Here is a 21,806-nt window from a genome sequence, read left to right as displayed (position 1 = left end):
GGAGCACGCGGGGTGAGAGAGGGTTCGGCTTATGCCGGACCCTTTTTCATTGCATGCCTAAGCTTCGGTTTCGCCCAAAGCGCAGATGATTTTCCATTCATCTTCGCTCACAGGTTGGACAGACAGACGCGAGTTATTCACAAGCACCATGTCTTTCAGGCGCGGATCCGCCTTGATCGTCTCCAGCGTGACGGGCTTGGTGAACGGGCGCAGGGCTTTCACATCAACGCAGTCCCAACGTGGGTCATCCGTGGTCGTATCCGGATGCGCCTCTGCACAAACTTCGACAATCCCCACAATCTCAAGCCCTGTACGCGAGTGATAAAAGAACCCTTTCTCGCCCAGTTTCATCGCGCGCATGTTGTTGCGCGCCTGATAATTGCGCACACCGTCCCATTGCTCGCCGGTATCGCCTTTGGCCACCTGCGCATCCCAGCCCCAGACATCGGGTTCGGACTTGAAGAGCCAATATGCCATCAGCCGATCACCTTTTTCCACGCGCGCAATGTGACCGCCTCGAACAACCCTGCCTTGGCGTAGGGGTCATTGTCGGCCCAGGCCTGCGCCGCCGCCATGTCTTCAACATCCAGCACGATCAGCGATCCGCACATCTGCCCGTCGTCATCCAAAACAGGACCGGCCATTTCGACAACGCCGGTTTCGGCGATATAGGCCAAATGGGCCTCGCGGTTGTCCATGCGGGTTTGCAGGGCACCGGGTTTGTCTTTTGTCATCAGGGCAAAGCGCATTTATTCTTCCTTTAACGGGCGTGAGAGAAGTGTGTTCAGAGCGGTCGCGACGTCTGTTTTGCCTTCGGTCAGGTCAGCCACAACAGCGCAGATAGGCATATCAATTCCAAGCTCTTGTGCCAATTGCCGCACAGCACGGGCAGTGGCGACACCTTCGACCGTCGTGGTCAGGTCAAAGTCAGCACCGGACCCGAGCGCCAACCCATAGCGGTAGTTCCGCGACTGGTCCGAGGTGCAGGTCAGCACCAGATCACCGAAGCCGGATAGCCCCGCCAGCGTGTCTGGCTGCGCACCCAAAGCGAGCGCAAGACGCTGCATTTCGGGAAATCCGCGGGTGATGAGCGCCGCGCGCGCGCTTTCGCCCAGTCTCGCGCCAATCGCCACGCCCGAAGCAATCGCCATGACGTTCTTCAAGGCACCACCCAATTCCGCGCCAATAGTGTCTGTTGTGCGGTAAAGGCGGATACTGGTTGTGGAGAGGGCCGTTTGTAGCATGGCCCCCAATGCGTCATCGGCACAGGCCAAAGTCAGCGCCGTGGGCAGGCCGCGCGCGATATCGGCGGCAAAACTGGGACCGGTTAACATGGCCGCCTGCGCATGCGGTACCAGATCGCGGATCGTGCTGGCGGGGCCGGTCATGCGTTGCAGGTCGATGCCCTTGCAGCATGCGACAAGGGTCTTGCCCGTCAGTGCCTCAACATTGGCCGTCAGAAAGGCGGGCAGCGTTTGCGCGGGGATCGCGATCAGGATCGTGTCGCAGGCAAAAAGCGGCTCTAACGCTGCTGAAAAGGTCATATTTTGGGGGAGGGTGACACCGGGGAGCTTCGGGTTTTCACGGGTCTCCTGCATCTGCGTGACGCGCTGCGCATCGCGCGCCCAAAGATGGATTGTGTTTCCATCCAAGGCCAATGCGACACCCAAAGCGGTCCCGAACGCACCACCGCCTGCAATCCCGATTTTCATGCCTTCGCCCCCTTCTTGCCCGAGCCTAACATCGGGGCTGCACGTTTATCCAACGGCCAACGGGGCCTTGCTGAAAGCGTCAGGTCGTCCTGTTCGCCGGCCTGCATACGTTCCAGCCCCGCATAGGCGATCATTGCCGCGTTATCGGTGCACAGACGGAGTGGTGGTGCGACGAAATCAGTCTCTAATCCGGCGCAAAGTGCCATTAATCCATCCCGCACAGCGGTGTTGGCCGCGACACCACCGGCAATCGCAAAAGCGGGTTTTTCCGGGTTCAGCGCCAGATAGGTGTCAAGCGCGCGACGGGACTTTTCAATCAGCACATCTGTGATCGCGGCCTGAAAGCTCGCACTCAGGTCGGCCTGATCCTGCGTGGCAAGTCCACCTTTTTCCGCAACAACACTGTCGCGGGCGCGCAAGATCGCGGTTTTCAGACCAGAGAACGACATATCGCACCCCGGCTGGTTCAACAGCGGGCGGGGCAGCGGAAAGCGCCGCGCATCACCGGTCTTTGCGGCCTTCTCCACTGATGGCCCACCGGGTTGCGGCAATCCCAGCAGCCGTGCGGTCTTGTCAAAGGCCTCGCCTGGGGCGTCGTCAATCGTGCCGCCGATCCGTTGAAAGCTGTCGTGGCCCGCGGCGATCAGGAATTGACAGTGCCCGCCCGAGACAAGCAGCATCAGATAAGGATAGGTCAGCTGATCTGTCAGGCGCGGGGTCAGGGCGTGACCGGCCAGATGGTTCACGCCAATCAAAGGTAAACCTGTCGCGGCGGACAATCCCTTGGCGCACATCACACCCGAAAGCACCCCGCCAATCAGGCCGGGACCGGCGGTGACGGCAATGGCGTCGAGGTCGGCGAATGTGACACCCGCCTCTGCCAGAGCTTCTTCAATACAGTGATCCAGCTTTTCCGCATGTGCCCTTGCGGCAATTTCCGGCACCACGCCGCCGAACTCCGCATGAAGCGCCGTTTGCCCGTAAACGACCGAGGCCAGTACATCGCAATCCCGCACCACAGCCGCCGCCGTATCATCGCAGCTGCTTTCAATGCCAAGGATCGTCAAAGAGCGTGTCATAGCGCTTCCGGTTGCGTGTTGTTCTGTCGCAGGTAACACTGCCGGAACGCGCAAACAATGGTGCAGCATGACCGCAACAATGATCCTGACCCGCCCAGAGGCGCAGAGCGATAGCTTTGCCGCCGAGATTGCTGCGCGCTGGTCAGCGCCGCTAGAGGTGGTGATATCACCCTTGATGCGGATCGTCCCGCTGACCCCACGGATTGATTCCGTTGATGCGGTGATCTTCACGTCGGCCCATGGGATTGAAGCCGCAGAAAGGCTGCACATTCCAAAGGGAACCCCTGCATGGTGCGTTGGTGAAAAGACCGCTGCTGTTGCGCAAGAGGCCGGTTTTCTGCCGCATGTGGGGCCGGGTAATGCGGATGGGTTAATTGCCAGCATGATTGCGGCACGGCCACAAGGCCGCCTTGTGCATCTGCGTGGCAAACATACGCGCGGGGCGGTCAAGGATCGGTTGCGCGCGGCGGGGTTGGATTGCGCGGACGTCATTGCCTACGATCAGCAACCTCAGATGCTGAATAATGATGCAAAACGCGTCCTTGATGCGCAGGAACCGGTCATCTTCCCCCTGTTTTCCCCGCGCACAGCCACCATATTGCGCAAGCAGGGGCCTTTTTGTGCACCTGTGCATGTGATTGCGCTAAGTCAAGCAGTGGCCGAGGCTTTCGGTTACGGATCAACGCGGCAGATAGCGGTGGCAAAGCACCCCGATATGCCCGCGATGCTGGATGCAACGCTCGATGCGCTGCATGCGCACTCTGGTCACAGGGCATAGGCAGGCGCTTTGCTTGAGGGTCCTGCGGATGCAAGATAGTCTAAACCTGACCTGTCTATATGGCAGGTAAGGCTCTGAGGGGGTGAAAACGTGGCAAAACAGCCAGCTAAGGGTCGAAAGACACCAGCAGAACCAAAGAATGCAGCAATTTCCGGCGAGGTTGCGCCCGAATCGGCTGTGGCAGGTAAGCCCATGGTTGATGCGATTCCGCCTGAAGTGCATGCCAAAACTGCGACATCCGTGCCGTCTGTGAAGCCTTCTGAAGCTGCGAAAGCGGCCGACACGCCCGCACCTGCGGAAACGCCCAAAGCGCCGGAAACGCCAAAAACTGCCGCGCCCGCGCAACCAAAATCACAAGGTGGCGGATTTTTCCCGCTTTTACTGGGCGGGCTTCTTGCCGGTGTGATCGGGTTCGCCGTTGCATCGCTCACAACCCCTGCCGCTGACACCACCCTTGTCGACCGGGTCAGTGCGCAAGCGACACAGATCAGCCTGCTTGAACAGCGTATTGAGGCCGCCCCGCAGGTAGATTTGAGCGGCATTGAGGCCGCGCAAGCGGAGCTGGCGGTTCAGCTATCTGACATGCAGGCCCGCATTGATGAGCTCGCAGCGCGCCCTGCCTCGACCGTGATTTCCGAAGCCACGGGCGAAGGTGTTTCTGCGGAACTGAACGCGCTGCGTGCGCAGATTGCAGAAATGACCAATGCGGCGCAAACCGAGTTGGAAGAGGCGCGCGCGGCTGCGGCCTCGATCGAGGAGAATGCCGCTGCTGCTGCGCGCAATGCTGCCGCACGTGCTGCTTTGTCGCGCGTTCAGACCGCACTGGAAAGCGGCGCGCCCATTGGTGCCGCCCTTGGTGATCTTGAGGCGGCTACCATGCAGGGCGCGCCTGCAGAATTGCTCGCGGTTCAAGACGGTGTGCCCACCCTTGCCAGCCTGCAAGACCAGTTCCCCGATGTTGCACGCGCTGCATTGGCCACGGCCCGCGCGGAAGGTGTCTCAGGTGAGGAGACAACAGGCTTTGGCGCGTTCCTGCGGAACCAGTTGGACGTGCGCTCGACCACGCCGCGCGAAGGCAGCAGTGCTGATGCGATCCTGTCTCGCGCCGAGGCCGCTGTGCGGTCTGGCCGTCTGTCCGATGCTTTGGCCGAAATCAGCGCCCTGCCAGAAGTTGCCCGTGCTGAAATGTCCGACTGGCTGGCGCAGGCCGAGCAACGTGCCGATGCGATTGCTGCTGTCGATATTCTTTCCACATCCCTTTCAGATAACTAAAGGCGAACCCTATGCTTTGGTCACTTACAAAAATTATAGCGTTTGTCCTTCTTGTTACGGCGCTGACCTATGGCGGCACGCAGTTGATGGAAGTGGACGGTGGCACGACGGTTGATGTTGCCGGTCAGGAATTCACGCTCAGCCCGCTCGAGATGGTCTTTGCCTTGGTTGCACTGGTCGTTGCGGTCTGGCTGGGGTTGAAGCTGATGGCGCTTTTGGTGGCCACGTTCAAATTCCTGAACGGCGATGAGACCGCAATATCGCGTTACTTTGACCGCAACCGCGAGCGGAAGGGATATGAAGCGCTGAGCGAGGGCATGATGGCGCTTGCTTCGGGCGAGGGGCATCTGGCGATGACCAAGGCCGCGCGGGCAGATAAATACCTCAAGCAACCGCAGTTGACCAACCTTCTGACAGCACAGGCCGCCGAGATGACGGGTGACCGGAAGACCGCAGAAGAAACATACAAAAAGCTGCTTGCAGATGACAAAACCCGCTTTGTGGGTGTGCGCGGCATCATGAAACAGAAGCTGGCCGAGGGTGACACCGATACCGCGATGGCGCTTGCGCAAAAGGCCTTTGCGCTGAAGCCCAAGCATGAAGAAACGCAGGACGTATTGCTGCGCCTGCAGGCCGAAAAATCGGATTGGGAAGGCGCACGCAAAACGCTGGGTGCCAAGTTGAAATCCGGTAGCTTGCCCCGCGATGTGCACAAGCGCCGCGATGCGGTGCTGGCGCTGTCGCAGGCGCGCGATATTCTGGATGAAGGCAAAACCATTGAAGCCCGCGAAGCCGCAATCGAGGCAAACCGTCTTTCGCCCGATCTGATCCCTGCTGCGATTATGGCAGCACGCGGATTTATCAGTGAAGGCAATGCGCGCTATGCGACACGGGTGTTGACCAAAGCATGGAACGCACAACCGCATCCTGATATCGCTGCCGCCTTCGCCGAGATCGTCCCTGACGAGACACCCGACGCGCGGATCAAACGGTTTACCACTTTGACAAAGGCGACCGCCGACAACCCGGAAACCAAGATGCTGATGGCCGAGCTGCAAATCTCGGCCGAGGATTTCCCCGCCGCCAAACGTGCGCTTGGTGATCTGGTTGAAAAGCAACCAACCGCGCGTGTTTTGACCTTGATGGCAGCCATTGAACGCGGCGAAGGTGCCGACAATTCTGTGGTGCGCGGCTGGCTGACCAAAGCGTTGACGGCTCCGCGCGGCCCGCAGTGGATTTGCGACAAATGCCAGCATATCCATGCGACATGGGGCCCAACCTGCGACAACTGCGGTGCATTTGACACGCTCGCGTGGAAAACGCCGCCCATGAGCGAGGTGGCGATGCCTGCTGGCACCGAGATGTTGCCGCTGATTGTGGGGCGCGCCGCTGACGCAGCGCTGCCCTCCACCGAGGTCGTCGAAGAAGCCGAGATCGTTGCGGGTGAGCCTCCGAAATAGCCCTTATCTGTTTCCCGATACGGGCTTTTCGTTGTCGCCCTATCGCTGGTACGGAGGGTGCTTAATTTTCGGATCATGACCGGAATGGCTTGCAAAATCGACGTGTCCACGGCAAATGGGACGCGCTGACAGCACTTAGTCGCCTCAATAGCTCAGCTGGTAGAGCAGGTCCTTCGTAAGGACAAGGTCGGGGGTTCGAGTCCCTCTTGAGGCACCATCGTTCATCAGCTTGCCGATATGGAGATGAACGTATCGGAAACCCCATTTCTCGGAAACGCAGGCATTCAATCCAACAGCGTCGCTTCGAGCCTGTCGGGGAAAGCGTCGCAAAAGGAATAGACGCGCGCGTGTTCTCTCCCTAATGCGGGATCATGAGCACCAGTATCCCCTTCACCCCATCCACTGACCGCATTCTTGCCGGTGTTGCCCTGATGTTGGGGTTCTGCATTACCGCCCCTTTGCTGGATGTGGCGGCCAAGCTTGCATCCGGCAGTTTGCCCGTCGGGCAGATTACCGCCGCGCGTTTTATAGTGCAGTGCATCCTTATGGCGCCGTTCGTCTGGATGATGGGCCTGTCGTTGCGAGTGGCGCAAGGGCATTGGCTGCCACTCTTGTTTCGCGCGATGCTTTTACTCGGCTCGACATTCTGTTTCATCGCGGCAATCAGCGTCATGCCGCTTGCAGATGCGCTCGCGATCGTCTTCGTGGCCCCGTTTATCGTCCTTCTGGTCGGCAAATTCTACTTGGGTGAAGATGTCGGTCTGCGCCGGGTGGGTGCTGCTGTCGTGGGCTTTGTCGGTGTCATGTTCGTGATCCAGCCCAGTTTTGCGGCCTTCGGTGCAGTCGCGCTGTTTCCTCTGGGAACCGCAGTCGGGTTTGCGTTCTACATACTTGTAACACGCGGGCTGTCGCGGCGCATGCATCCCGTTACCCTGCAATTCTACACAGGCCTTATCGCGAGCCTGCTCTGTCTGCCGGTGATGATACTGGCCCAAGGGACGGGGTCAGCTTTTCTTGATCCGGCTTGGCCCCAAGGCATTGCGTGGGTCTGGCTGCTGGGTGTCGGGTTTTTCGCCACAGTGAGCCATATGATGATGACCTATGCGCTGTCGCTGGCACCATCGGCGACATTGGCGCCGTTGCAGTATCTCGAACTTCCGGTTGCGACCATGCTGGGCTATCTCGTCTTTGGCGATTTCCCCAACGCGCTGACCCTGACCGGCATCGCTATCATCATCGGTGCAGGGCTTTATATGATTCACCGTGAGAGGGTTACAGCGCGGCAACTGATCACCGAACGCACTGTGCCACCGATCTGAGATGCCCGGCTCCGCAAACCCCGACTGATCTGGAGGCAAACGCCGCAGCGCTTTTATCTTGCGCCACTTATCCTGCGGTAGCCGCTTTCCTCATGCTCCTTGCTTGGTCGCGCAAGAGAAATTTCTGGATCTTGCCGGTAGACGTTCGCGGAATTGGCATGAAAACGAAGTGCCCTGGCACTTTGTAGGGTGCGAGTTGGCCCTTGCACCACAGGGTAAGCGCTGCGGCGTCCACGGTTTCACCAGCGGACAGTTCGACAAAAGCACAGGGGGTTTCGCCCCATTTGTCATGGGGCATGGCCACGACGGCGGCGATCGCGACCGCTGGGTGACGGTAGAGCGCCTCTTCCACTTCTATTGAAGATATATTCTCGCCACCCGAGATGATGATGTCTTTGGAGCGGTCCTTGAGCTGGATATAGCCGTCCGGGTGCCGCACACCCAGATCACCTGAATGGAACCATCCCCCCGCGAAGGCCTCTTGTGTGGCTTTGGGATTGCGGAAATAGCCTTTCATCACAACGTTACCGCGAAACATCACCTCGCCCATGGTCTTGCCGTCATACGGGACCGGAACCATGGTGTCAGGGTCCATTACCTCAAGTCCCTCAAGCGGCAGATAGCGCACGCCTTGGCGCGACTTCAGCGCAGCCTGTTCTGCTGCTGGGAGATCGGACCAGTCCTCATGCCAGTCGTTCACCACGGCCGGACCATAGGTTTCGGTCAGCCCGTAAAGATGGGTCACATCAAAGCCGGCAGTTTTCATATCGGCCAACAGCTTTTCCGGCGGCGGCGCTGCGGCGGTGAAGAACTGCACTGTGTGGTCAAGTTTGCGTTTCTCGTGCGCGGGGGCAGAGATCATCAGTGACATGACAATCGGTGCGCCGCACAGGTGTGTCACGCCGTCGTCGGCGAGGGCGGCCCAGATCGGCTCCGCACGGACTTGTCGCAGGCAAACATGGGTGCCGATAATGGCCGACAGGGTCCACGGAAAACACCAACCGTTGCAGTGAAACATCGGCAGGGTCCACAGATAGACCGCGTGTTTGGCCATCGACGTGGTCAGCGCATTGCCCTGCGCCAAAAGATAGGCCCCGCGGTGATGCGAAACCACACCCTTGGGATCACCCGTTGTGCCCGAGGTATAGTTGATGGAAATCGCGTCCCATTCATCCAGTGGCACGAGCCAGTCAAACGCGGGATCGCCCGAGGCCAGAAAGGCTTCGTAGTCAGTGGCACCTGTCTGTGTTGCAGGTCCGGTGAACATAGCATCGTCGTATTGGATGATCACGGGGGACACTGTCGCCAATGTCAGCGCGTCTTGGATCAATGGCATGAACTCACGGTCCACGATGACGACCCTGGACAGCGCATGGTCCAACTGGAATGCAATCACGGACGCATCAAGGCGGGTGTTGATGGAATGCAGAACCGCGCCGCTCATGGGCACGCCGTAGTGGCATTCAAGCATCGCAGGCGTGTTGGGAAGCACGACAGAAACTGTGTCGCCCCGTCCAATACCAAGCTGCGCCAAAGCGGAGGCCAGCTGGCGGGACCTTGCGTAGAATTCCGCATAGTTGCGGCGCAATGTGCCATGGACGATGGCCGTGTGGTCGGGAAACACCGATGCCGCGCGCTCCAGAAATGTCAGCGGTGTGAGCGGCTGGTGGTTTGCGGGGTTACGATCCAGATCTGTGTTGTAGGGGTTTGTGTGCATCGCTCAGGCGTCCTGCCATTCAGGCGCACGCTTTTCGATGAACGCGCCGATGCCTTCGCGCGCGTCCTGAGCCAACATGTTCTCGACCATGACGGCAGACGCGTATTCATAGGCATCTGGCAGGGTCATTTCGCGCTGTGCGTAATAGGCCCGTTTACCGGTGGCGAGCGTCATGCTGGATTTCGACGCGATCTTGCGCGCCATCGCCATCGTTGTTTCCGTTACCACTTCAGGTGTCACAGTACGGTTCACCAGCCCGATCTTGGCGGCGCGTGCGGCTGATGTCATATCGCCGGTCAGCAACATCTCCATCGCGTGTTTGTCCGCGACATTGCGCGACAGTGCCACCATGGGGGTCGAGCAAAAGAGCCCGATATGCACGCCGGGCGTGCTGAACTGCGCCGTATCCGCTGCAATCGCCAGATCGCAGCTTGCAACCAGTTGGCAGCCTGCGGCGGTGGCCACGCCTGTGACCTCGGCAATGACAGGTTTCGGGCAGTTTACGATGCCCTGCATGACGCCTGCGCATAGGGACATAACATGCGCGAAATAGGCTTTGCCGCCATCGTTGCCCGCACGACCGGCTGTCATTTCCTTCAGATCATGGCCTGCACAAAACGCAGGTCCATGCGCAGCAAGGACGATCACGCGCACCGTCGGGTCTGATCCGGCCTCTTCAAAGGCCGCGCGCAATGTGGCCAGCATCGCTTCGGACAAGGCATTGCGCCGTGCCGCATCGTTCAAGGTCAGGCGCAGGATGCCTTGCGCGTCCAGATCGCGCAGGAGAATGGCAGGTGTGGTCACGATGGGTGTCCTCTTTCGGCGCTAGAGAATGTTGATTTCGACACTGTCGGCCAAGGTGTTGGCGATAAAGCAATAGCGGTGCGCACGGTCCTGCATCTGTGCGAGCTCGTCAGTGCTGACCGAGAAACCCGTATCGAAACGCACGACAGGATGCAGGTCGATCCGCGTGACAGACATCTGGCCTTTGGGGTTCTTGCCCAAATGGGCCTCTGCATAGTCGTGATAGCTTGCCACGGGCCAGCCGGCTTTGGCGGCAAGCGCCAGAAAAGTCATCATATGACAACTGGAAAGCGCCGAGGCGAGGGCCTGCTCGGGATTTGTGTTGTCCGGGTTTCCGCCCCAATCGGGGGCGGAGTTTACCAGGAGGTCATAGCGGTTATTGTATTGGACCGTATGCTCGTTCGAGTAAGTACCGGTTTGCAATACCGGTGAGGCGCGGTGCCAATGCAGCGCGATCGCAAGGTCTGACATCTTGGTGGCCTTTCCAGTGTGGCGTTACGCGGCTGCGATCTGTTTTTTGGGGTCAAAGAACGGGCGCTCGCAGATTGTTGCGCGGGTCGGGCCGGACTTTGTGACAACCTCGACTTCGGCACCGATATTGGCGTGTTCTGCTGCAACCATGGCCAGCGCGATGTTCTGCTTGAGGCGTGGGGAGTAAACAGCAGAGGTGACCTTGCCGATGGTATCGCCGCCCAGATTGATTTCCCAGAACGTCGTGTTGGGGCCGGCAAGCGGCTCTCCGTCGATGATCAGGCCGATCTGTTTGCGGCAGACACCCTCTTCCTTGATGCGGCGGAGCGCAGCCTTGCCGATAAAGTCAGCCTCCATGTCAAGATTGACCAGCCGGTCAAAGCCAAGCTCGAAAGGGTTCGTGCTCATGTCTGCATCGGCGTGATAGGACAGCATGCCGCCCTCGATGCGACGGATGGACGAGGTGTGCCCGGGCTTGAGGCCGAATTCGAGACCCGCTGCCATGATGGTTTCCCACAGCAGATCACCTTTGGATCCGTCACGCAGATAGATTTCATAGCCCAGTTCACTGGACCAGCCGGTGCGGGAGACGATCAGCGGAATGCCATCCAGTTCGACTTCGCGCAGCCAGTAGTAGCGCAGGTCCATGATGTCGTCGCCAAACAGCGCCTTCATGATCTCGCCGGACTTAGGCCCTTGCAATTGCAAGGGCGACACATCAGGTTCGCCGATCTTCACATCGAGGCCGGAGTTAATCGCAACCCCCTGTGCCCAAAGCAGGATGTCGCTGTCCGCCAGTGAAATCCAGAAATGGTTTTCCGCAAGACGGAGCAGGATCGGGTCGTTCAGGATGCCACCATCAGCATTCGTAATCAGGATGTATTTGCACTGGCCCACGGCCATCTTTGACAGATCACGGCAGGTCAGCATTTGCGTGAATCTGGCAGCATCAGGGCCGGTGATCTCAACCTGACGCTCGACAGCCACATCACAAAGGATCGCTTCGTTCACAAGGTTCCAGAAGTTCTGCTCGGGGTCGCCGAAATCACGCGGGATATACATGTGGTTGTAGACGGAAAACCCCTGAGCGCCCCAACGCACTGTTGCGTCAAAATAAGGCGACTTGCGGATCTGTGTGCCGAAACCAAAATCATCTGCTTGCATTGAAACGTCCTCCCGTTTGTCTGCGATCCTCCCGACCACAAACTGGTAAATTCTGTCCGAGATGTAGTCTGAGAAAAGCAAAGAAAGCGGACTGAAGATTCCGCCTTTGCAGACCAATCAGGCCATTTTGTTCACGTCCGAAGGACCGTTTGGGCCGCATGCACTATTTGGCGCGCGCACCTGCCAGCTTTGCGATGTTGGGCAAAGCAGATTTCACTTGTCGGGTCGCGAAATGGGTCATGTAGCGGTCGATGCCAAGATCTTCGGCGTGGAGCTCTTCGACAAACGCCTGAAACGCCGTCAGGCTGGGGCTTATGACCTTCATGATGTAGTCAACCCCGCCGCCCGTGGCGATGCAATCAATGATCTCGTCACGTCCGTTGATGTAGGCTTCGAAGCGGTCAAAGTCGGCTTTGCGATGCCGGCTGAGCGAGACTGTCACAATCACTTGGGCGAAATCAGCCAGCTGACCCAATGCGATATCGGCGTGATAGCCACGAATATAGCCGGCGGCCTTCAACCGGGTCAGCCGCGCCCAGCAGGGGGTGGCGGACAGGCTGCAAATCTCCGCCAGCCTCGCTTTGCTCAACTGGCCGTGCTGTTGCAGTGCACTCAGAATGCGGATGTCTGCGGCATCAAGGGCTATTCGTTTCATGCAAATTGTCCTTACGCTTTCGGGCCCTGGCGGGTTGTGTCTTTTCAAAGCTTTAACTGCAAACCTAAAGACCAGAGGTTCGCTTTGCGACAAATACCAACGCTTTGACGCCCCACTGGCCTGCGAAAAAGCATCAGTGTGTGCTTTTACCAGTCATGTCAGCTTGAGATCAGTGGTCGGCTATTCCAACCCATGCGTAAAACGGCTGTTCCTCTTTGAACAAGAAGGCGGCCCCGTATTTGGCTCAGGCAGGGTTCGCGAATGAACCTTCCCAATGCTCACCCATCGCGACGATGCAGGATGTGCCATTGGCATAACTCTGCACAACCAACCAATTGCCATTCCCTGCGGTTACCCAGACTTCCAGCATTGTATCTGGGTCACGCAAACCCATGCCTTTGCGCTCGGCTCCGATGACCTGTTGCAGCGTCTCGGTCATCCGCGCGGTGTCATCACAGCTGACATCTGCCATCTGCGCTTGCGCGAAGGCCGGAAGCGTGACGTAGACGCAGAGAAGAATGGTGCGAAGGTTCATAATCCGAAAACCAATTGCTCTGGGTTTGAATGTAACAGCTTTATGACAGCCTGTGGATAAAAATATTCTGAATCCCATACCCTGCGGCGCTTGTCCGACGGAACAAAGCTATCGGCGCAGTGTCACAGAACTGTTGCGCAATTGTCAGGTAACTGAATCATAACCTTCACAGAGCTGTCGCTTTTGTCCCGTATCCGCCTCTCAAACATGGGGGCGATATGCTGCAAATCGATACGCTAACCAAGCGCTTCGGAGACAAAACGGCTGTGGATGCGGCCAATATCTCCGTCAACAAACCCGCAATGATCGGGATCATTGGCCGGTCCGGTGCAGGCAAATCCACGTTGCTGCGGATGGTCAATCGCCTGAGTGATGCGACGTCCGGCACGATCACCTTTGAGGGCGAGGATATTACGGGCCTTCGCGGCGCTGCCAAGCGGGACTGGCAATCGCGTTGCGCGATGATCTTTCAGCAGTTCAACCTCGTACCGCGCATGGATGTGGTCTCGAATGTTCTGCACGGGACACTGAACAAACGCTCGACCTTTGCGACGATGTTCAACCTCTATCCGCAGGCCGATATCCACAGAGCGATTGAAATCCTTGATCGTCTGGGCATTGCAGAACAGGCGCCGAAACGTGCCGAGGCATTGTCGGGCGGGCAGCAGCAGCGCGTCGCGATTGCCCGCGCCCTGATGCAAGACCCCAAAATTATTCTGGCGGATGAACCAATTGCCTCCCTTGATCCCATGAACGCGCAGGTGGTGATGCAATCACTGCGTACCATTCATGAGGAAGACGGTCGTATGGTGATCGCCAACCTCCATACGCTTGATACCGCGCGTCGTTACTGTGACCGCGTCATCGGCATGCGCGACGGCCGGATCGTTTTTGACGGCACGCCTGCGCAACTGACCACGGGCGTCGCGCGCGACATCTACGGGGCGGGTGCGGATTTTTCCGAGGCTGCCACTTCTACCGAAATCGAAACACTGGACAGGCCAGAAGTCCGCGAAGCAGAGGCCTACGCCTGAACCAGTTCACCCCGCGTGATCGGCGCGGGCCACCTTCATCAAACCCAATGGAGAAAACGATGAAAAAGACCCTCGCAATGGCGCTTGTCGCCACCACAGCGCTCAGCAATGGTGCATTCGCTCAGGAAATCACCGAATTCCGCATCGGTATTCTTGGCGGTGAAAACGCACAGGACCGCATGAACAGCTATCAGTGTCTGGCTGATTACACGACCGAAGCGCTCGGCGTGGAAACAAAGCTGTTTGCCCCTGCCGACTATAACGGCGTGATCCAGGGCCTGCTGGGCGGCACCATCGATATGGCATGGTTGGGCGCATCTGCCTATGCCGCGACATACCTGCAAGACCCGAATGTGGTTGAGCCTGTGCTGATCAAAGTGAACGTTGACGGCTCTGTCGGCTATCACTCCATCGGTTTTGCCCGTGTCGACAGCGGTGTGACTTCGCTTGACGACATGGCAGGCAAAGTCTTTGGTTTTGGTGACCCGAATTCGACCTCCGGTTACCTGATTCCGTCCATCGAGATCCCACAGTACAAAGACGGTATCACAATGGAATCCGGCGAGTACTTCGGCGAAGTACGTTTCACCGGTGGCCACGAACAGACGATCGTTGCCGTGAATAACGGTGATATCGACGCTGGTGTGACATGGGCTGACGGTCAGGGCAACTGGGAAGACGGCTATAACTCCGGCGCGCTGCGCAAGGCGGTTGATGCGGGTCTAGTTGATATGAACGAGATGGTCGAGATCTGGAAATCGAACGTCATCCCCGAAGGCCCTGTGGTTCTGCGCACAGCACTTCCAGACGATGTAAAGGCGACAATGACGGCACTGGTCGATGGCCTGCACGAGCGTGACGCTGACTGCGCCTACGGTGTTGCGGCTGGTGACACACTTGGCTTCCAGCCGGTGACCCACGAAATGTACGAAAGCATCGTGGCTGCCCGTCAGGCAGTGATCGGCAACTAAGCTATTTTCATGACGCATCCGGTAGCCCCTAGGGGCTGCCGGTATTTCTTTGCCCGGGGATTGGAATGACAGGTATATCGCTCAGCAGCGCGGCGCCGACCGTGGATAGCATACAGTCCGCCTATATGGCGCAGGTGCATCGCCGCAAACTCTACGGTGGTTTGACGCTCCTGATTTTTGTCATCCTGATGGTTTCGGGCTTTAACGTTGCTGATGAACGCAACGCAGGCGGTTTTTGGGAAGGCTTGCACCAGATTGGTGACTATCCCGCTGATGTTCTTTCAGAGGCATGGGAAAAGCGCGCCGATCTGCCGGCCCTGATCGTCAAATATTTTCCCGCACTGGTGGAAACGATCAATATCGCTGCCGTCTCGACCCTGATCGGTGCGATTGGTGGTTTGTTCCTGTCGCTGCTTGGCACCCGCGGCCTGGCCAAATGGCCCCGTCTGATCCCGCTGTTCCGCCGCATCTCGGATATCATGCGCGCGGTGCCCGAGATCGTGATCGCGCTGGTCTTGATCTTCGTACTCGGTGGTGGCCCTGTCCCCGCGATGATCGCGATTGCCATCCATACAGCTGGCGCTTTGGCAAAGCTGTTTTCCGAAGTATCCGAAAATACCGACCTGAAAGCAGTCGAAGGGCTGTCCTCAACCGGTGCCACATGGTCACAGAGGATGCTTTTGGGTGTGCTGCCGCAGGTCGCACCAAACTATGTCAGCTACACATTGCTGCGGTTCGAGATCAACATCCGCGCTTCGGCTATCCTTGGTTTCGTCGGTGCTGGCGGTCTGGGCTACGAGTTGCGCAATTCCATGGCATGGGGCCCCGGCCGCTTTGACGAGGCCGCCGCGATCTTCATTCTGCTGTTCGGAACAATCGTGTTCTTCGATCAGGTTTCAAGCCGCTACCGCAACCGTTTGACCGAGGGGCAAGGCCAATGACCGCCGTTGAACTGCACGACACAAAACTGGCGGCTGAGAAGCTATTTCAGCGCAAGCGCATCATCGGCTTTGGAATCCCTGCGGTCATCGCGGTCTACCTGACCTATATCTTCTTTGCCTTTGACCTTCCTGGTCTCGCGGAACGCGCAAATCTGGATAATGCGGTCACGCTTGCCTCTGACAGCTGGTCCCACAAGGTCCACGTCACCCGCGATAACCGCTCGGGCGAGATTACCTACGCGGTAGAGGGTGAACGCAAGGGCACCTATCCCGATGGTATGCGCCCCGCGTGGGTCACTGGCGATGACGTGACCGTCATTGACTTGGGTGGTGACCACGTTGTCCGCTATCTGCCGGACAACCGGACCGAGATCGACATTCCGGGCTTCCCGTTGATTACGGCGCAGGCCGAGGGCCGCCTTGTCACAACCAACCTGCCTGATGACCTGCCCGACTGGATTTCCGCCACCGATCGCCGTGTCGGGATCACGACGCCCGAAGGACGCATCACCCTGACGGGTGCACGGACGGAAGTGTTCAACTATTTCCCCGGATGGGAACTGTTCTGGTTCACATTGGACAGCCCCTATCACGGGCAGGGCTTGGGCACGATCCTGTTCGGAGAGCAGCTAGACCCGAACCGCGGGAACATCGCGGGCGCTGTCTCGGACTGGTGGAACAATGCGATGTGGCGTCACAAGGATGTGGCATGGGCGATCGGTGAAACCGTCCTGATGGCCTTCCTTGGCACCATGGGTGGTGCGATTATTGCGTTGCCACTGGCCTTTCTTGCGGCCAAGCGCTTTTCTCCGGTCATGCTGCTGCGCGCGGCAACCCGCCGTCTGTTCGACTTTGTGCGCGGGGTTGATGCGCTGATCTGGACGGTGGTTCTGGCGCGCGCCTTTGGCCCCGGACCTTTGACAGGTGCTTTGGCGATCCTGATCACCGACACCGGCACCTTCGGCAAGATCTTCTCCGAAGCGCTGGAAAACGTGGACCAGAAACAGATCGAGGGTGTCTCTTCCACAGGGGCAAAGCCGCTGCAACGGTATCGCTTTGGTGTGATCCCGCAGGTAGTACCGGTGCTCTTGGCGCAAATCCTGTATTTCCTTGAGTCCAACACGCGCTCTGCCACCATTATCGGCGCAATTACGGGCGGCGGAATCGGCTTGATGCTGACGCAGGCCATCCAGACGCAGAAGGATTGGGAAGAAGTTGCCTATTACATCATCCTGATCATCGCTATGGTGATGTTTATGGATTGGTTCTCGGGCTGGCTCCGCGGCAAGCTGATCGGGCGCAAAGATTGATGCCGCGTCTTTCCGCCACGACCCCTTTCATTCATCCCGAATGCGAGATCACTGACAGCACTTTTGGCGCTTTCGTCGAGATCGGCAAAGGCAGCCGCATCGCGCATGGGGTTTTCGGCGATTACAGCTATTGTGACCGCTACGCCGACATTGCGAACGCGGAGATTGGCAAATTCGCCAATATCGCGGCCTTTGCGCGGATCGGCGCGACAGATCACCCGCTGCACACGGCCGCGTGCCATCATTTTCTCTATCGCTCTGCGGACTATTGGGATGACGCCACGAACGACGACGCGTTTTTCGCGCATCGTAAATCCCGTACCGCATACATCGGGCATGATACGTGGATCGGTGCGGGTGGGATGATCAAACCCGAGGTGACGCTTGGCCATGGTGCCGTTATCGCGGCGGGTGCTGTTGTGACGAAAGATGTCGCACCCTACACCATCGTTGCGGGGACGCCTGCAAAGACTCTACGCCTGCGTCAGCCGCGCGACATTGCAGAGCGTCTGATCGCGCTGGCTTGGTGGGACTGGTCGCACGACACGCTACGCGATGCTTTGCCGGACTTTCGCGTGATGACGGCAGAGGCATTTCTGGAAAAATACGGCGGTTAGCAAAGCGATTGGCTCAGGTGTCTTGAGGCCGCAAGAAACCCACAGTGATCGCTGACAGCGCAACCATCGTAGCCGCTGTTCCAAGCATCAGAACCAGTCCGCCGACCTGATAGGTGACCCCCGAAAGCAGTGTTCCCGCCAGCCGTCCAGCGGCATTGGCCATGTAGTAAAATCCGACGTCCATCGTGACCCGCTCTGCTTTGGTGAACGTCAGGATCAGATAGGAATGCAGGGACGAGTTCACCGCAAAGATACCACCAAAAGCGAGCAACCCGACAATCAATGTCAGCGTCAGCCACATCTGGGGCCCCTGCGCGAACATCGCGGCCGCCGTCAGTGCCGCAGGAACAATGGCAAGCGCCCAGGCCCAGCCGCGCGCAGCCGCAATGAGCTCTGCTTCGGGTCGGGTCTTTGCGCGCAGAATGCGCGGGGCGTTGGCCTGCACCAGACCATAAAGGATGATCCACCCCGCCATGAACGTGCCGATCAGAAAGAATGCGGCGCGGTTTCCCTCGGTCGTACCGTCGGACAGGACCGCATAAAAATAGATCGGTATGCCGACCACAAACCAGACGTCGCGCGCGCCGAACAGGAACACACGCGCCGCGCTGAGCAGATTTACATTGCGCGACTTGGAAAACACCTCGGAAAACTTTGTGCCCTTGCGGCCCTTTGGCAAGCCTGCGGGCATGGCGATCAAAACGGCCAACAGGATGACGGCAAGGATCAAAGCCATGCCAAGAACCGCCCAAACGAAACCCAAAGTCGCCAGCAGGGCCGCACCCAATAGAAAGCCAAGGCCCTTGACCATGTTCTTGGAGCCCGTCAGCAGGGCCACCCAGCGGAAAAGCCCGCCATCTTCTGACGGTGCCAGAAGCTTGACCGCGGACTTCGACGACATCTTGGCAAGGTCTTTGGCGACCCCGCTCGCGCCCTGCACCAGCATGACGAAAACGACGGATGCACCAACCGCCCATGACGGTTCCAGCTGGGCCAAGGCGAGCAGCGCCACCACTTGCAGGCCAAGGCCTGCATAAAGCGTTGATGTCAGCCCGAACCGCGCGGCAATCCAGCCTGCGCAGAGGTTCGTGACAACGCCTGCAATTTCATAAAGCACAAAAAGATAGGCAAGCTGCACCGGCGAAAAGCCCAGCGTGTGAAAGTGCAAGAGCACCAGCATACGCAGCGCACCATCGGTCAGCATGAACGCCCAATAGGCCGCCGTGACTGCAATATAGGCCGACAGGCCCTCTGGCCGCGCAGAAGATTGGGTCACAGGCTGCGACCAACCATGAGGGCTACGTCAGCCAACCGGTGGGCATATCCCATTTCGTTGTCATACCACGCATAGATCTTCACCTGCGTGCCGTTGATGACCATGGTTGAAAGCGCATCGACAATGCCTGATCGTTCGTCATTGGTATAGTCGCACGACACCAAGGGCCGTTCCTCATAGCCCAGAATGCCTTTCAATGGCCCTTCTGACGCGGCTTTGAACAGCGCGTTGACCTCTTCGGCGGTTGTTGGCTGCTCTACTTCGAACACGCAATCTGTCAGCGACGCATTCAGCAAAGGCACGCGGACGGCATGACCGTTCAGGCGCCCTTTCAGTTCAGGGTAAATCAGCGTGATGGCGGTTGCGCTGCCGGTCGTGGTCGGGATCAGGGAATTCAGCGCAGAACGGGCGCGCCGCAGATCTTTGGCCGGGCGATCCACAATTGTCTGTGTGTTTGTGACATCATGGATTGTCGTGATGGACCCGTGTTTGATCCTCAGGTTCTCGTGGATCACCTTGACGACTGGCGCAAGGCAGTTGGTTGTACAACTGGCGGCGGTCACGATGCGATGGCGGTTTGGTTCATAAATATCGTGGTTGACGCCAAACACGATATTCGCAGCATCGCCATCCTTGACCGGTGCCGACACAACCACCTTTTTTACCCCGGCATCGAAGTAAGGGGCGATCTTTGCGTCGGTCTTGAACACACCGGTGCAGTCAATGACAACATCCACGCCATCAAGCGGCAAATCCGCGATGTCACGCGTGCCAATGAAGGGCAGCCGCACACCGTCGATTGTGACACTCTCCGCATCATGGGCGAAATCAGCCTTCCAGCGACCATGAACAGTGTCGAATTCAAACAGATGTGCGTGCATTTCTGGATCGCCAACCGCGTCATTGATCCACGCGATTTCTGCCCCCTGTTCCAGCAACGGTTTCAGGGCGAGCTTGCCGATACGGCCAAGGCCGTTCAGGGCGTAGACAGTCATATGGAAGGTCCTTCTTCAATAGATTGGCCAATCTCATCGACAGCCTTTTGCAACGACATGCGATCAAGTGACGAAAGCGGCAGGGCGGTAAAGGCGATCATCCGGTTTCGGAGCGCGCCATAGGTCTGGTGGAAAGCAAGGCTTTTCTCTGCGTCCGACCCCTCGACTTTGACCGGATCAGGAAGCCCCCAATGTGCGCTGATCGGTTGGCCCTGCCACGAAGGACAGTCTTCGTTTGCGGCTTGATTGCAGACGGTGAAAACGAAATCGAAACGGGGGGCGTTGTCGCCTTGGAATTCGGTGATGTTCTTTGCGCGCAAGATGTTGGTGTCATGTCCTTTCTGTTCCAATACCTCGAGGGCAAAGGGGTTCAGTTCCGAGCGGGGCTTGGTACCTGCCGAATAGGCCACGAAGCGGTCACCGGCGAGATCGCGCAGGATCGTTTCTGCGAAAATGGATCGCGCAGAGTTGCCGGTGCAGATGAACAGGACATTGTACTTACGATCAGTCATTTGAGGGCCTCTGTCTTCTGCCTGATAGGCGTTCGGGACGCAGATTTCGGGGCGCCCCCTGCAGCATTCGTGCAGGAGGTAATCAATCGTTTCGCGCGCAGCGTCCATGTTGATGGAATAACGCAAGGATGTGCCAACACGTTCCTGGTTGATCAGACCTGCCTGCATAAGGGCGTTTACATAAGTGGAGAGTGTATTTGGCTTCAGCCCAAGTGCCTGTGCCAGTTCAGTGGCTGGAACACGATCAGGGTATCGCCGCATCAGAAGCCGAAAAAGGGCGAGCCGTTGCGGATGACCAAGTGTAGAGAGGCGGTTGGGAATCAATATATCCATAATTCATGTATATCTGAATTAAGAGTTCTGGAAAGTGAAGGTTTTGTGACAGCCTCCTCGGTCCTGACCCTAGGTTTCGAGCGTCAGCGTAACGCGATCCCCGACAAACCATGTGCGCCCATATTCTACAGGTTGGCCGAACTGGCCTGTATTCACACCGGACGACCTTAACAGCGGATCGCCCTCCGTGACTTGCAGATGCAGTGCTTGCGTGGCCGTGGCACGCACCGCTGTCAGACGGGTTGAGGCGCGGGTGTAGTCGGCGATGCCTGCCACCCTCAGTGCTTCTGTCACGCTACTTGTGTCACGCAATGCGTCGGTGATGCCCGCGATGCGATCCAGTGGAAACAGGCTTTCAAAGATGGCAATCGGCTGGCCATCAGCCAGTGAGAGACCGTGATAGGCGCAGAGGGGTGCACCGGTCGGGACTTGCAAAGCCTTGGCTTCACCTTGTGTTGCAGCACGCTCGTCCAGCGCAAGAATGCGCTTTTCCGGCCTGCGTCCTGCAGCGATCAGGTTTTCATGAAACCGGACGCGGTTGCCGATGGGGTAGTCTGTTGGCGTCGCTGCGACAAACGCGCCTGCACCACGACGGGTCCGGACCAACCCGTCATCCACCAAGGCCGCGATCCCGTGCCTGACCGTGTGGCGATTGACGCCGAAACGGTCTGCCAGCGCGGCTTCGGTCGGGAGCTTGTCACCCGGGCTATAGCGTCCTTCGGCCAAATCGCTGCGTAAGGCATCAGCGATGGCCTTCCAGATTGGGGTTTTACCTGAACTGTCACGCAAATTTCACAAAACTCTTCTGTCGCGAGGCCACAAATGTGGTAAGATATGTATAGTTGTATAGT

At 58.2% G+C, this 21,806-nt stretch carries 23 protein-coding genes and 1 tRNA gene; 10 read left to right on the top strand and 14 right to left on the bottom strand.

What is annotated here, in order from left to right; translation table 11 throughout:
• Nucleotides 1–57: 57 nt before the first annotated feature.
• From SJY29_RS15210 to tsaD, 4 genes are read right to left on the bottom strand one after another with little or no spacing between them, the layout of a single operon-like run.
• Nucleotides 58–477, bottom strand: a complete 420-nt coding sequence (locus SJY29_RS15210) for an EVE domain-containing protein (protein WP_110277694.1) — start codon at nt 475–477, stop codon at nt 58–60.
• Nucleotides 477–749 (bottom strand): YciI family protein, encoded by a 273-nt coding sequence (locus SJY29_RS15205; RefSeq protein ID WP_110277693.1) that lies wholly within the window; start codon nt 747–749, stop codon nt 477–479. The genes SJY29_RS15210 and SJY29_RS15205 overlap by 1 nt, the downstream gene beginning before the upstream one ends.
• Entirely contained in the window at nt 750–1,712 is a 963-nt protein-coding gene (locus SJY29_RS15200) for an NAD(P)H-dependent glycerol-3-phosphate dehydrogenase (RefSeq protein ID WP_400084430.1), read from the bottom strand.
• Entirely contained in the window at nt 1,709–2,791 is a 1,083-nt protein-coding gene (gene tsaD / locus SJY29_RS15195) for a tRNA (adenosine(37)-N6)-threonylcarbamoyltransferase complex transferase subunit TsaD (RefSeq protein WP_400084427.1), read from the bottom strand. The genes SJY29_RS15200 and tsaD overlap by 4 nt, the downstream gene beginning before the upstream one ends.
• A 67-nt stretch (nt 2,792–2,858) precedes the next feature.
• Here tsaD and SJY29_RS15190 point away from each other — a divergent pair, with 67 nt between their 5' ends.
• The 5 genes from SJY29_RS15190 to SJY29_RS15170 all read left to right on the top strand — a co-directional run bounded on the left by SJY29_RS15190 (nt 2,859) and on the right by SJY29_RS15170 (nt 7,620).
• Nucleotides 2,859–3,569 (top strand): uroporphyrinogen-III synthase, encoded by a 711-nt coding sequence (locus SJY29_RS15190; RefSeq protein WP_400084425.1) that lies wholly within the window; start codon nt 2,859–2,861, stop codon nt 3,567–3,569.
• A 192-nt stretch (nt 3,570–3,761) separates the two neighbouring features.
• Nucleotides 3,762–4,841: a COG4223 family protein gene (locus SJY29_RS15185; RefSeq protein WP_400084422.1), complete on the top strand. Its 1,080-nt coding sequence runs from the start codon at nt 3,762–3,764 to the stop codon at nt 4,839–4,841.
• Between the two features lie 11 nt (nt 4,842–4,852).
• Nucleotides 4,853–6,301 carry a heme biosynthesis protein HemY gene (locus tag SJY29_RS15180; protein WP_400084420.1) on the top strand — a complete coding sequence of 483 codons (1,449 nt, stop codon included), beginning with the start codon at nt 4,853–4,855 and terminating at the stop codon, nt 6,299–6,301.
• Between the two features lie 141 nt (nt 6,302–6,442).
• Nucleotides 6,443–6,518: transfer RNA gene (locus tag SJY29_RS15175), tRNA-Thr, on the top strand.
• Nucleotides 6,519–6,672: 154 nt separating this feature from the next.
• Complete coding sequence (locus SJY29_RS15170; protein ID WP_400084417.1) at nt 6,673–7,620, top strand: DMT family transporter; 948 nt, start codon at nt 6,673–6,675, stop codon at nt 7,618–7,620.
• Nucleotides 7,621–7,687: 67 nt separating this feature from the next.
• Here the strand turns inward: SJY29_RS15170 and SJY29_RS15165 are convergent, their stop codons facing one another.
• The 6 genes from SJY29_RS15165 to SJY29_RS15140 form a co-directional block, all read right to left on the bottom strand.
• Nucleotides 7,688–9,337, bottom strand: a complete 1,650-nt coding sequence (locus SJY29_RS15165; RefSeq protein WP_400084414.1) for an acyl-CoA synthetase — start codon at nt 9,335–9,337, stop codon at nt 7,688–7,690.
• A gap of 3 nt (nt 9,338–9,340) precedes the next feature.
• A complete protein-coding gene (locus SJY29_RS15160; protein WP_400084412.1) occupies nt 9,341–10,141 on the bottom strand; it encodes an enoyl-CoA hydratase in 801 nt (266 codons plus the stop codon).
• A gap of 21 nt (nt 10,142–10,162) precedes the next feature.
• On the bottom strand, nt 10,163–10,612 hold the full coding sequence (locus SJY29_RS15155) for an OsmC family protein (protein WP_400084409.1): 450 nt from the start codon (nt 10,610–10,612) through the stop codon (nt 10,163–10,165).
• A gap of 24 nt (nt 10,613–10,636) precedes the next feature.
• On the bottom strand, nt 10,637–11,776 hold the full coding sequence (locus tag SJY29_RS15150; RefSeq protein ID WP_400084406.1) for a glycine cleavage T C-terminal barrel domain-containing protein: 1,140 nt from the start codon (nt 11,774–11,776) through the stop codon (nt 10,637–10,639).
• Nucleotides 11,777–11,939: 163 nt separating this feature from the next.
• Entirely contained in the window at nt 11,940–12,431 is a 492-nt protein-coding gene (locus SJY29_RS15145; RefSeq protein ID WP_400084403.1) for an Lrp/AsnC family transcriptional regulator, read from the bottom strand.
• A gap of 244 nt (nt 12,432–12,675) precedes the next feature.
• A complete protein-coding gene (locus tag SJY29_RS15140) occupies nt 12,676–12,966 on the bottom strand; it encodes a hypothetical protein (protein ID WP_110280866.1) in 291 nt (96 codons plus the stop codon).
• A gap of 218 nt (nt 12,967–13,184) precedes the next feature.
• Between SJY29_RS15140 and phnC the strand changes: the two genes are divergently transcribed.
• The 5 genes from phnC to SJY29_RS15115 all read left to right on the top strand — a co-directional run bounded on the left by phnC (nt 13,185) and on the right by SJY29_RS15115 (nt 17,839).
• Nucleotides 13,185–14,000, top strand: coding sequence for a phosphonate ABC transporter ATP-binding protein (phnC, locus tag SJY29_RS15135; RefSeq protein ID WP_110280867.1), 816 nt, complete (start codon nt 13,185–13,187; stop codon nt 13,998–14,000).
• Between the two features lie 59 nt (nt 14,001–14,059).
• Nucleotides 14,060–14,971: a phosphonate ABC transporter substrate-binding protein gene (gene phnD, locus SJY29_RS15130; RefSeq protein ID WP_400084399.1), complete on the top strand. Its 912-nt coding sequence runs from the start codon at nt 14,060–14,062 to the stop codon at nt 14,969–14,971.
• 65 nt (nt 14,972–15,036) lie between these two features.
• Nucleotides 15,037–15,912 (top strand): phosphonate ABC transporter, permease protein PhnE, encoded by an 876-nt coding sequence (gene phnE, locus SJY29_RS15125; protein ID WP_400084396.1) that lies wholly within the window; start codon nt 15,037–15,039, stop codon nt 15,910–15,912.
• Nucleotides 15,909–17,222, top strand: a complete 1,314-nt coding sequence (gene phnE, locus SJY29_RS15120; protein ID WP_400084392.1) for a phosphonate ABC transporter, permease protein PhnE — start codon at nt 15,909–15,911, stop codon at nt 17,220–17,222. Before phnE (SJY29_RS15125) ends, phnE (SJY29_RS15120) begins: the two co-directional genes overlap by 4 nt.
• Nucleotides 17,222–17,839, top strand: coding sequence for a chloramphenicol acetyltransferase (locus SJY29_RS15115; RefSeq protein WP_400084389.1), 618 nt, complete (start codon nt 17,222–17,224; stop codon nt 17,837–17,839). The genes phnE (SJY29_RS15120) and SJY29_RS15115 overlap by 1 nt, the downstream gene beginning before the upstream one ends.
• Nucleotides 17,840–17,852: 13 nt before the next feature.
• Here SJY29_RS15115 and arsJ read toward each other — a convergent pair whose 3' ends face one another.
• The 4 genes from arsJ to phnF form a co-directional block, all read right to left on the bottom strand.
• Entirely contained in the window at nt 17,853–19,115 is a 1,263-nt protein-coding gene (gene arsJ, locus SJY29_RS15110; protein ID WP_400084387.1) for an organoarsenical effux MFS transporter ArsJ, read from the bottom strand.
• Nucleotides 19,112–20,110 (bottom strand): ArsJ-associated glyceraldehyde-3-phosphate dehydrogenase, encoded by a 999-nt coding sequence (locus SJY29_RS15105; RefSeq protein WP_400084384.1) that lies wholly within the window; start codon nt 20,108–20,110, stop codon nt 19,112–19,114. Before SJY29_RS15105 ends, arsJ begins: the two co-directional genes overlap by 4 nt.
• Nucleotides 20,107–20,955, bottom strand: coding sequence for a helix-turn-helix domain-containing protein (locus SJY29_RS15100; protein WP_400084381.1), 849 nt, complete (start codon nt 20,953–20,955; stop codon nt 20,107–20,109). Before SJY29_RS15100 ends, SJY29_RS15105 begins: the two co-directional genes overlap by 4 nt.
• A gap of 69 nt (nt 20,956–21,024) precedes the next feature.
• Entirely contained in the window at nt 21,025–21,744 is a 720-nt protein-coding gene (phnF, locus tag SJY29_RS15095) for a phosphonate metabolism transcriptional regulator PhnF (protein WP_400084378.1), read from the bottom strand.
• Nucleotides 21,745–21,806 lie beyond the last annotated feature (62 nt).

The organism is Yoonia sp. R78084 (assembly GCF_044595625.1).
Taxonomy (GTDB): domain Bacteria; phylum Pseudomonadota; class Alphaproteobacteria; order Rhodobacterales; family Rhodobacteraceae; genus Yoonia.
Note: the sequence above shows the minus strand (reverse complement) of the source record. Positions and strands in the feature narration are given on the sequence as shown.

Excerpts from the sequence above, each read along its gene's own strand:
- SJY29_RS15165 (WP_400084414.1), bottom strand. The coding sequence starts at position 9,337 with ATGCACACAAACCCCTACAACACAGATCTGGATCGTAACCCCGCAAAC.
- SJY29_RS15170 (WP_400084417.1), top strand. The coding sequence starts at position 6,673 with ATGAGCACCAGTATCCCCTTCACCCCATCCACTGACCGCATTCTTGCC.
- SJY29_RS15180 (WP_400084420.1), top strand. The coding sequence starts at position 4,853 with ATGCTTTGGTCACTTACAAAAATTATAGCGTTTGTCCTTCTTGTTACG.
- SJY29_RS15145 (WP_400084403.1), bottom strand. The coding sequence starts at position 12,431 with ATGAAACGAATAGCCCTTGATGCCGCAGACATCCGCATTCTGAGTGCA.
- SJY29_RS15210 (WP_110277694.1), bottom strand. The coding sequence starts at position 477 with ATGGCATATTGGCTCTTCAAGTCCGAACCCGATGTCTGGGGCTGGGAT.
- SJY29_RS15155 (WP_400084409.1), bottom strand. The coding sequence starts at position 10,612 with ATGTCAGACCTTGCGATCGCGCTGCATTGGCACCGCGCCTCACCGGTA.
- phnD (WP_400084399.1), top strand. The coding sequence starts at position 14,060 with ATGAAAAAGACCCTCGCAATGGCGCTTGTCGCCACCACAGCGCTCAGC.
- SJY29_RS15205 (WP_110277693.1), bottom strand. The coding sequence starts at position 749 with ATGCGCTTTGCCCTGATGACAAAAGACAAACCCGGTGCCCTGCAAACC.
- tsaD (WP_400084427.1), bottom strand. The coding sequence starts at position 2,791 with ATGACACGCTCTTTGACGATCCTTGGCATTGAAAGCAGCTGCGATGAT.
- phnE (WP_400084396.1), top strand. The coding sequence starts at position 15,037 with ATGACAGGTATATCGCTCAGCAGCGCGGCGCCGACCGTGGATAGCATA.
- phnE (WP_400084392.1), top strand. The coding sequence starts at position 15,909 with ATGACCGCCGTTGAACTGCACGACACAAAACTGGCGGCTGAGAAGCTA.
- phnC (WP_110280867.1), top strand. The coding sequence starts at position 13,185 with ATGCTGCAAATCGATACGCTAACCAAGCGCTTCGGAGACAAAACGGCT.
- SJY29_RS15100 (WP_400084381.1), bottom strand. The coding sequence starts at position 20,955 with ATGGATATATTGATTCCCAACCGCCTCTCTACACTTGGTCATCCGCAA.
- SJY29_RS15200 (WP_400084430.1), bottom strand. The coding sequence starts at position 1,712 with ATGAAAATCGGGATTGCAGGCGGTGGTGCGTTCGGGACCGCTTTGGGT.
- SJY29_RS15190 (WP_400084425.1), top strand. The coding sequence starts at position 2,859 with ATGACCGCAACAATGATCCTGACCCGCCCAGAGGCGCAGAGCGATAGC.
- SJY29_RS15150 (WP_400084406.1), bottom strand. The coding sequence starts at position 11,776 with ATGCAAGCAGATGATTTTGGTTTCGGCACACAGATCCGCAAGTCGCCT.
- SJY29_RS15105 (WP_400084384.1), bottom strand. The coding sequence starts at position 20,110 with ATGACTGTCTACGCCCTGAACGGCCTTGGCCGTATCGGCAAGCTCGCC.
- SJY29_RS15185 (WP_400084422.1), top strand. The coding sequence starts at position 3,762 with ATGGTTGATGCGATTCCGCCTGAAGTGCATGCCAAAACTGCGACATCC.
- SJY29_RS15140 (WP_110280866.1), bottom strand. The coding sequence starts at position 12,966 with ATGAACCTTCGCACCATTCTTCTCTGCGTCTACGTCACGCTTCCGGCC.
- SJY29_RS15115 (WP_400084389.1), top strand. The coding sequence starts at position 17,222 with ATGCCGCGTCTTTCCGCCACGACCCCTTTCATTCATCCCGAATGCGAG.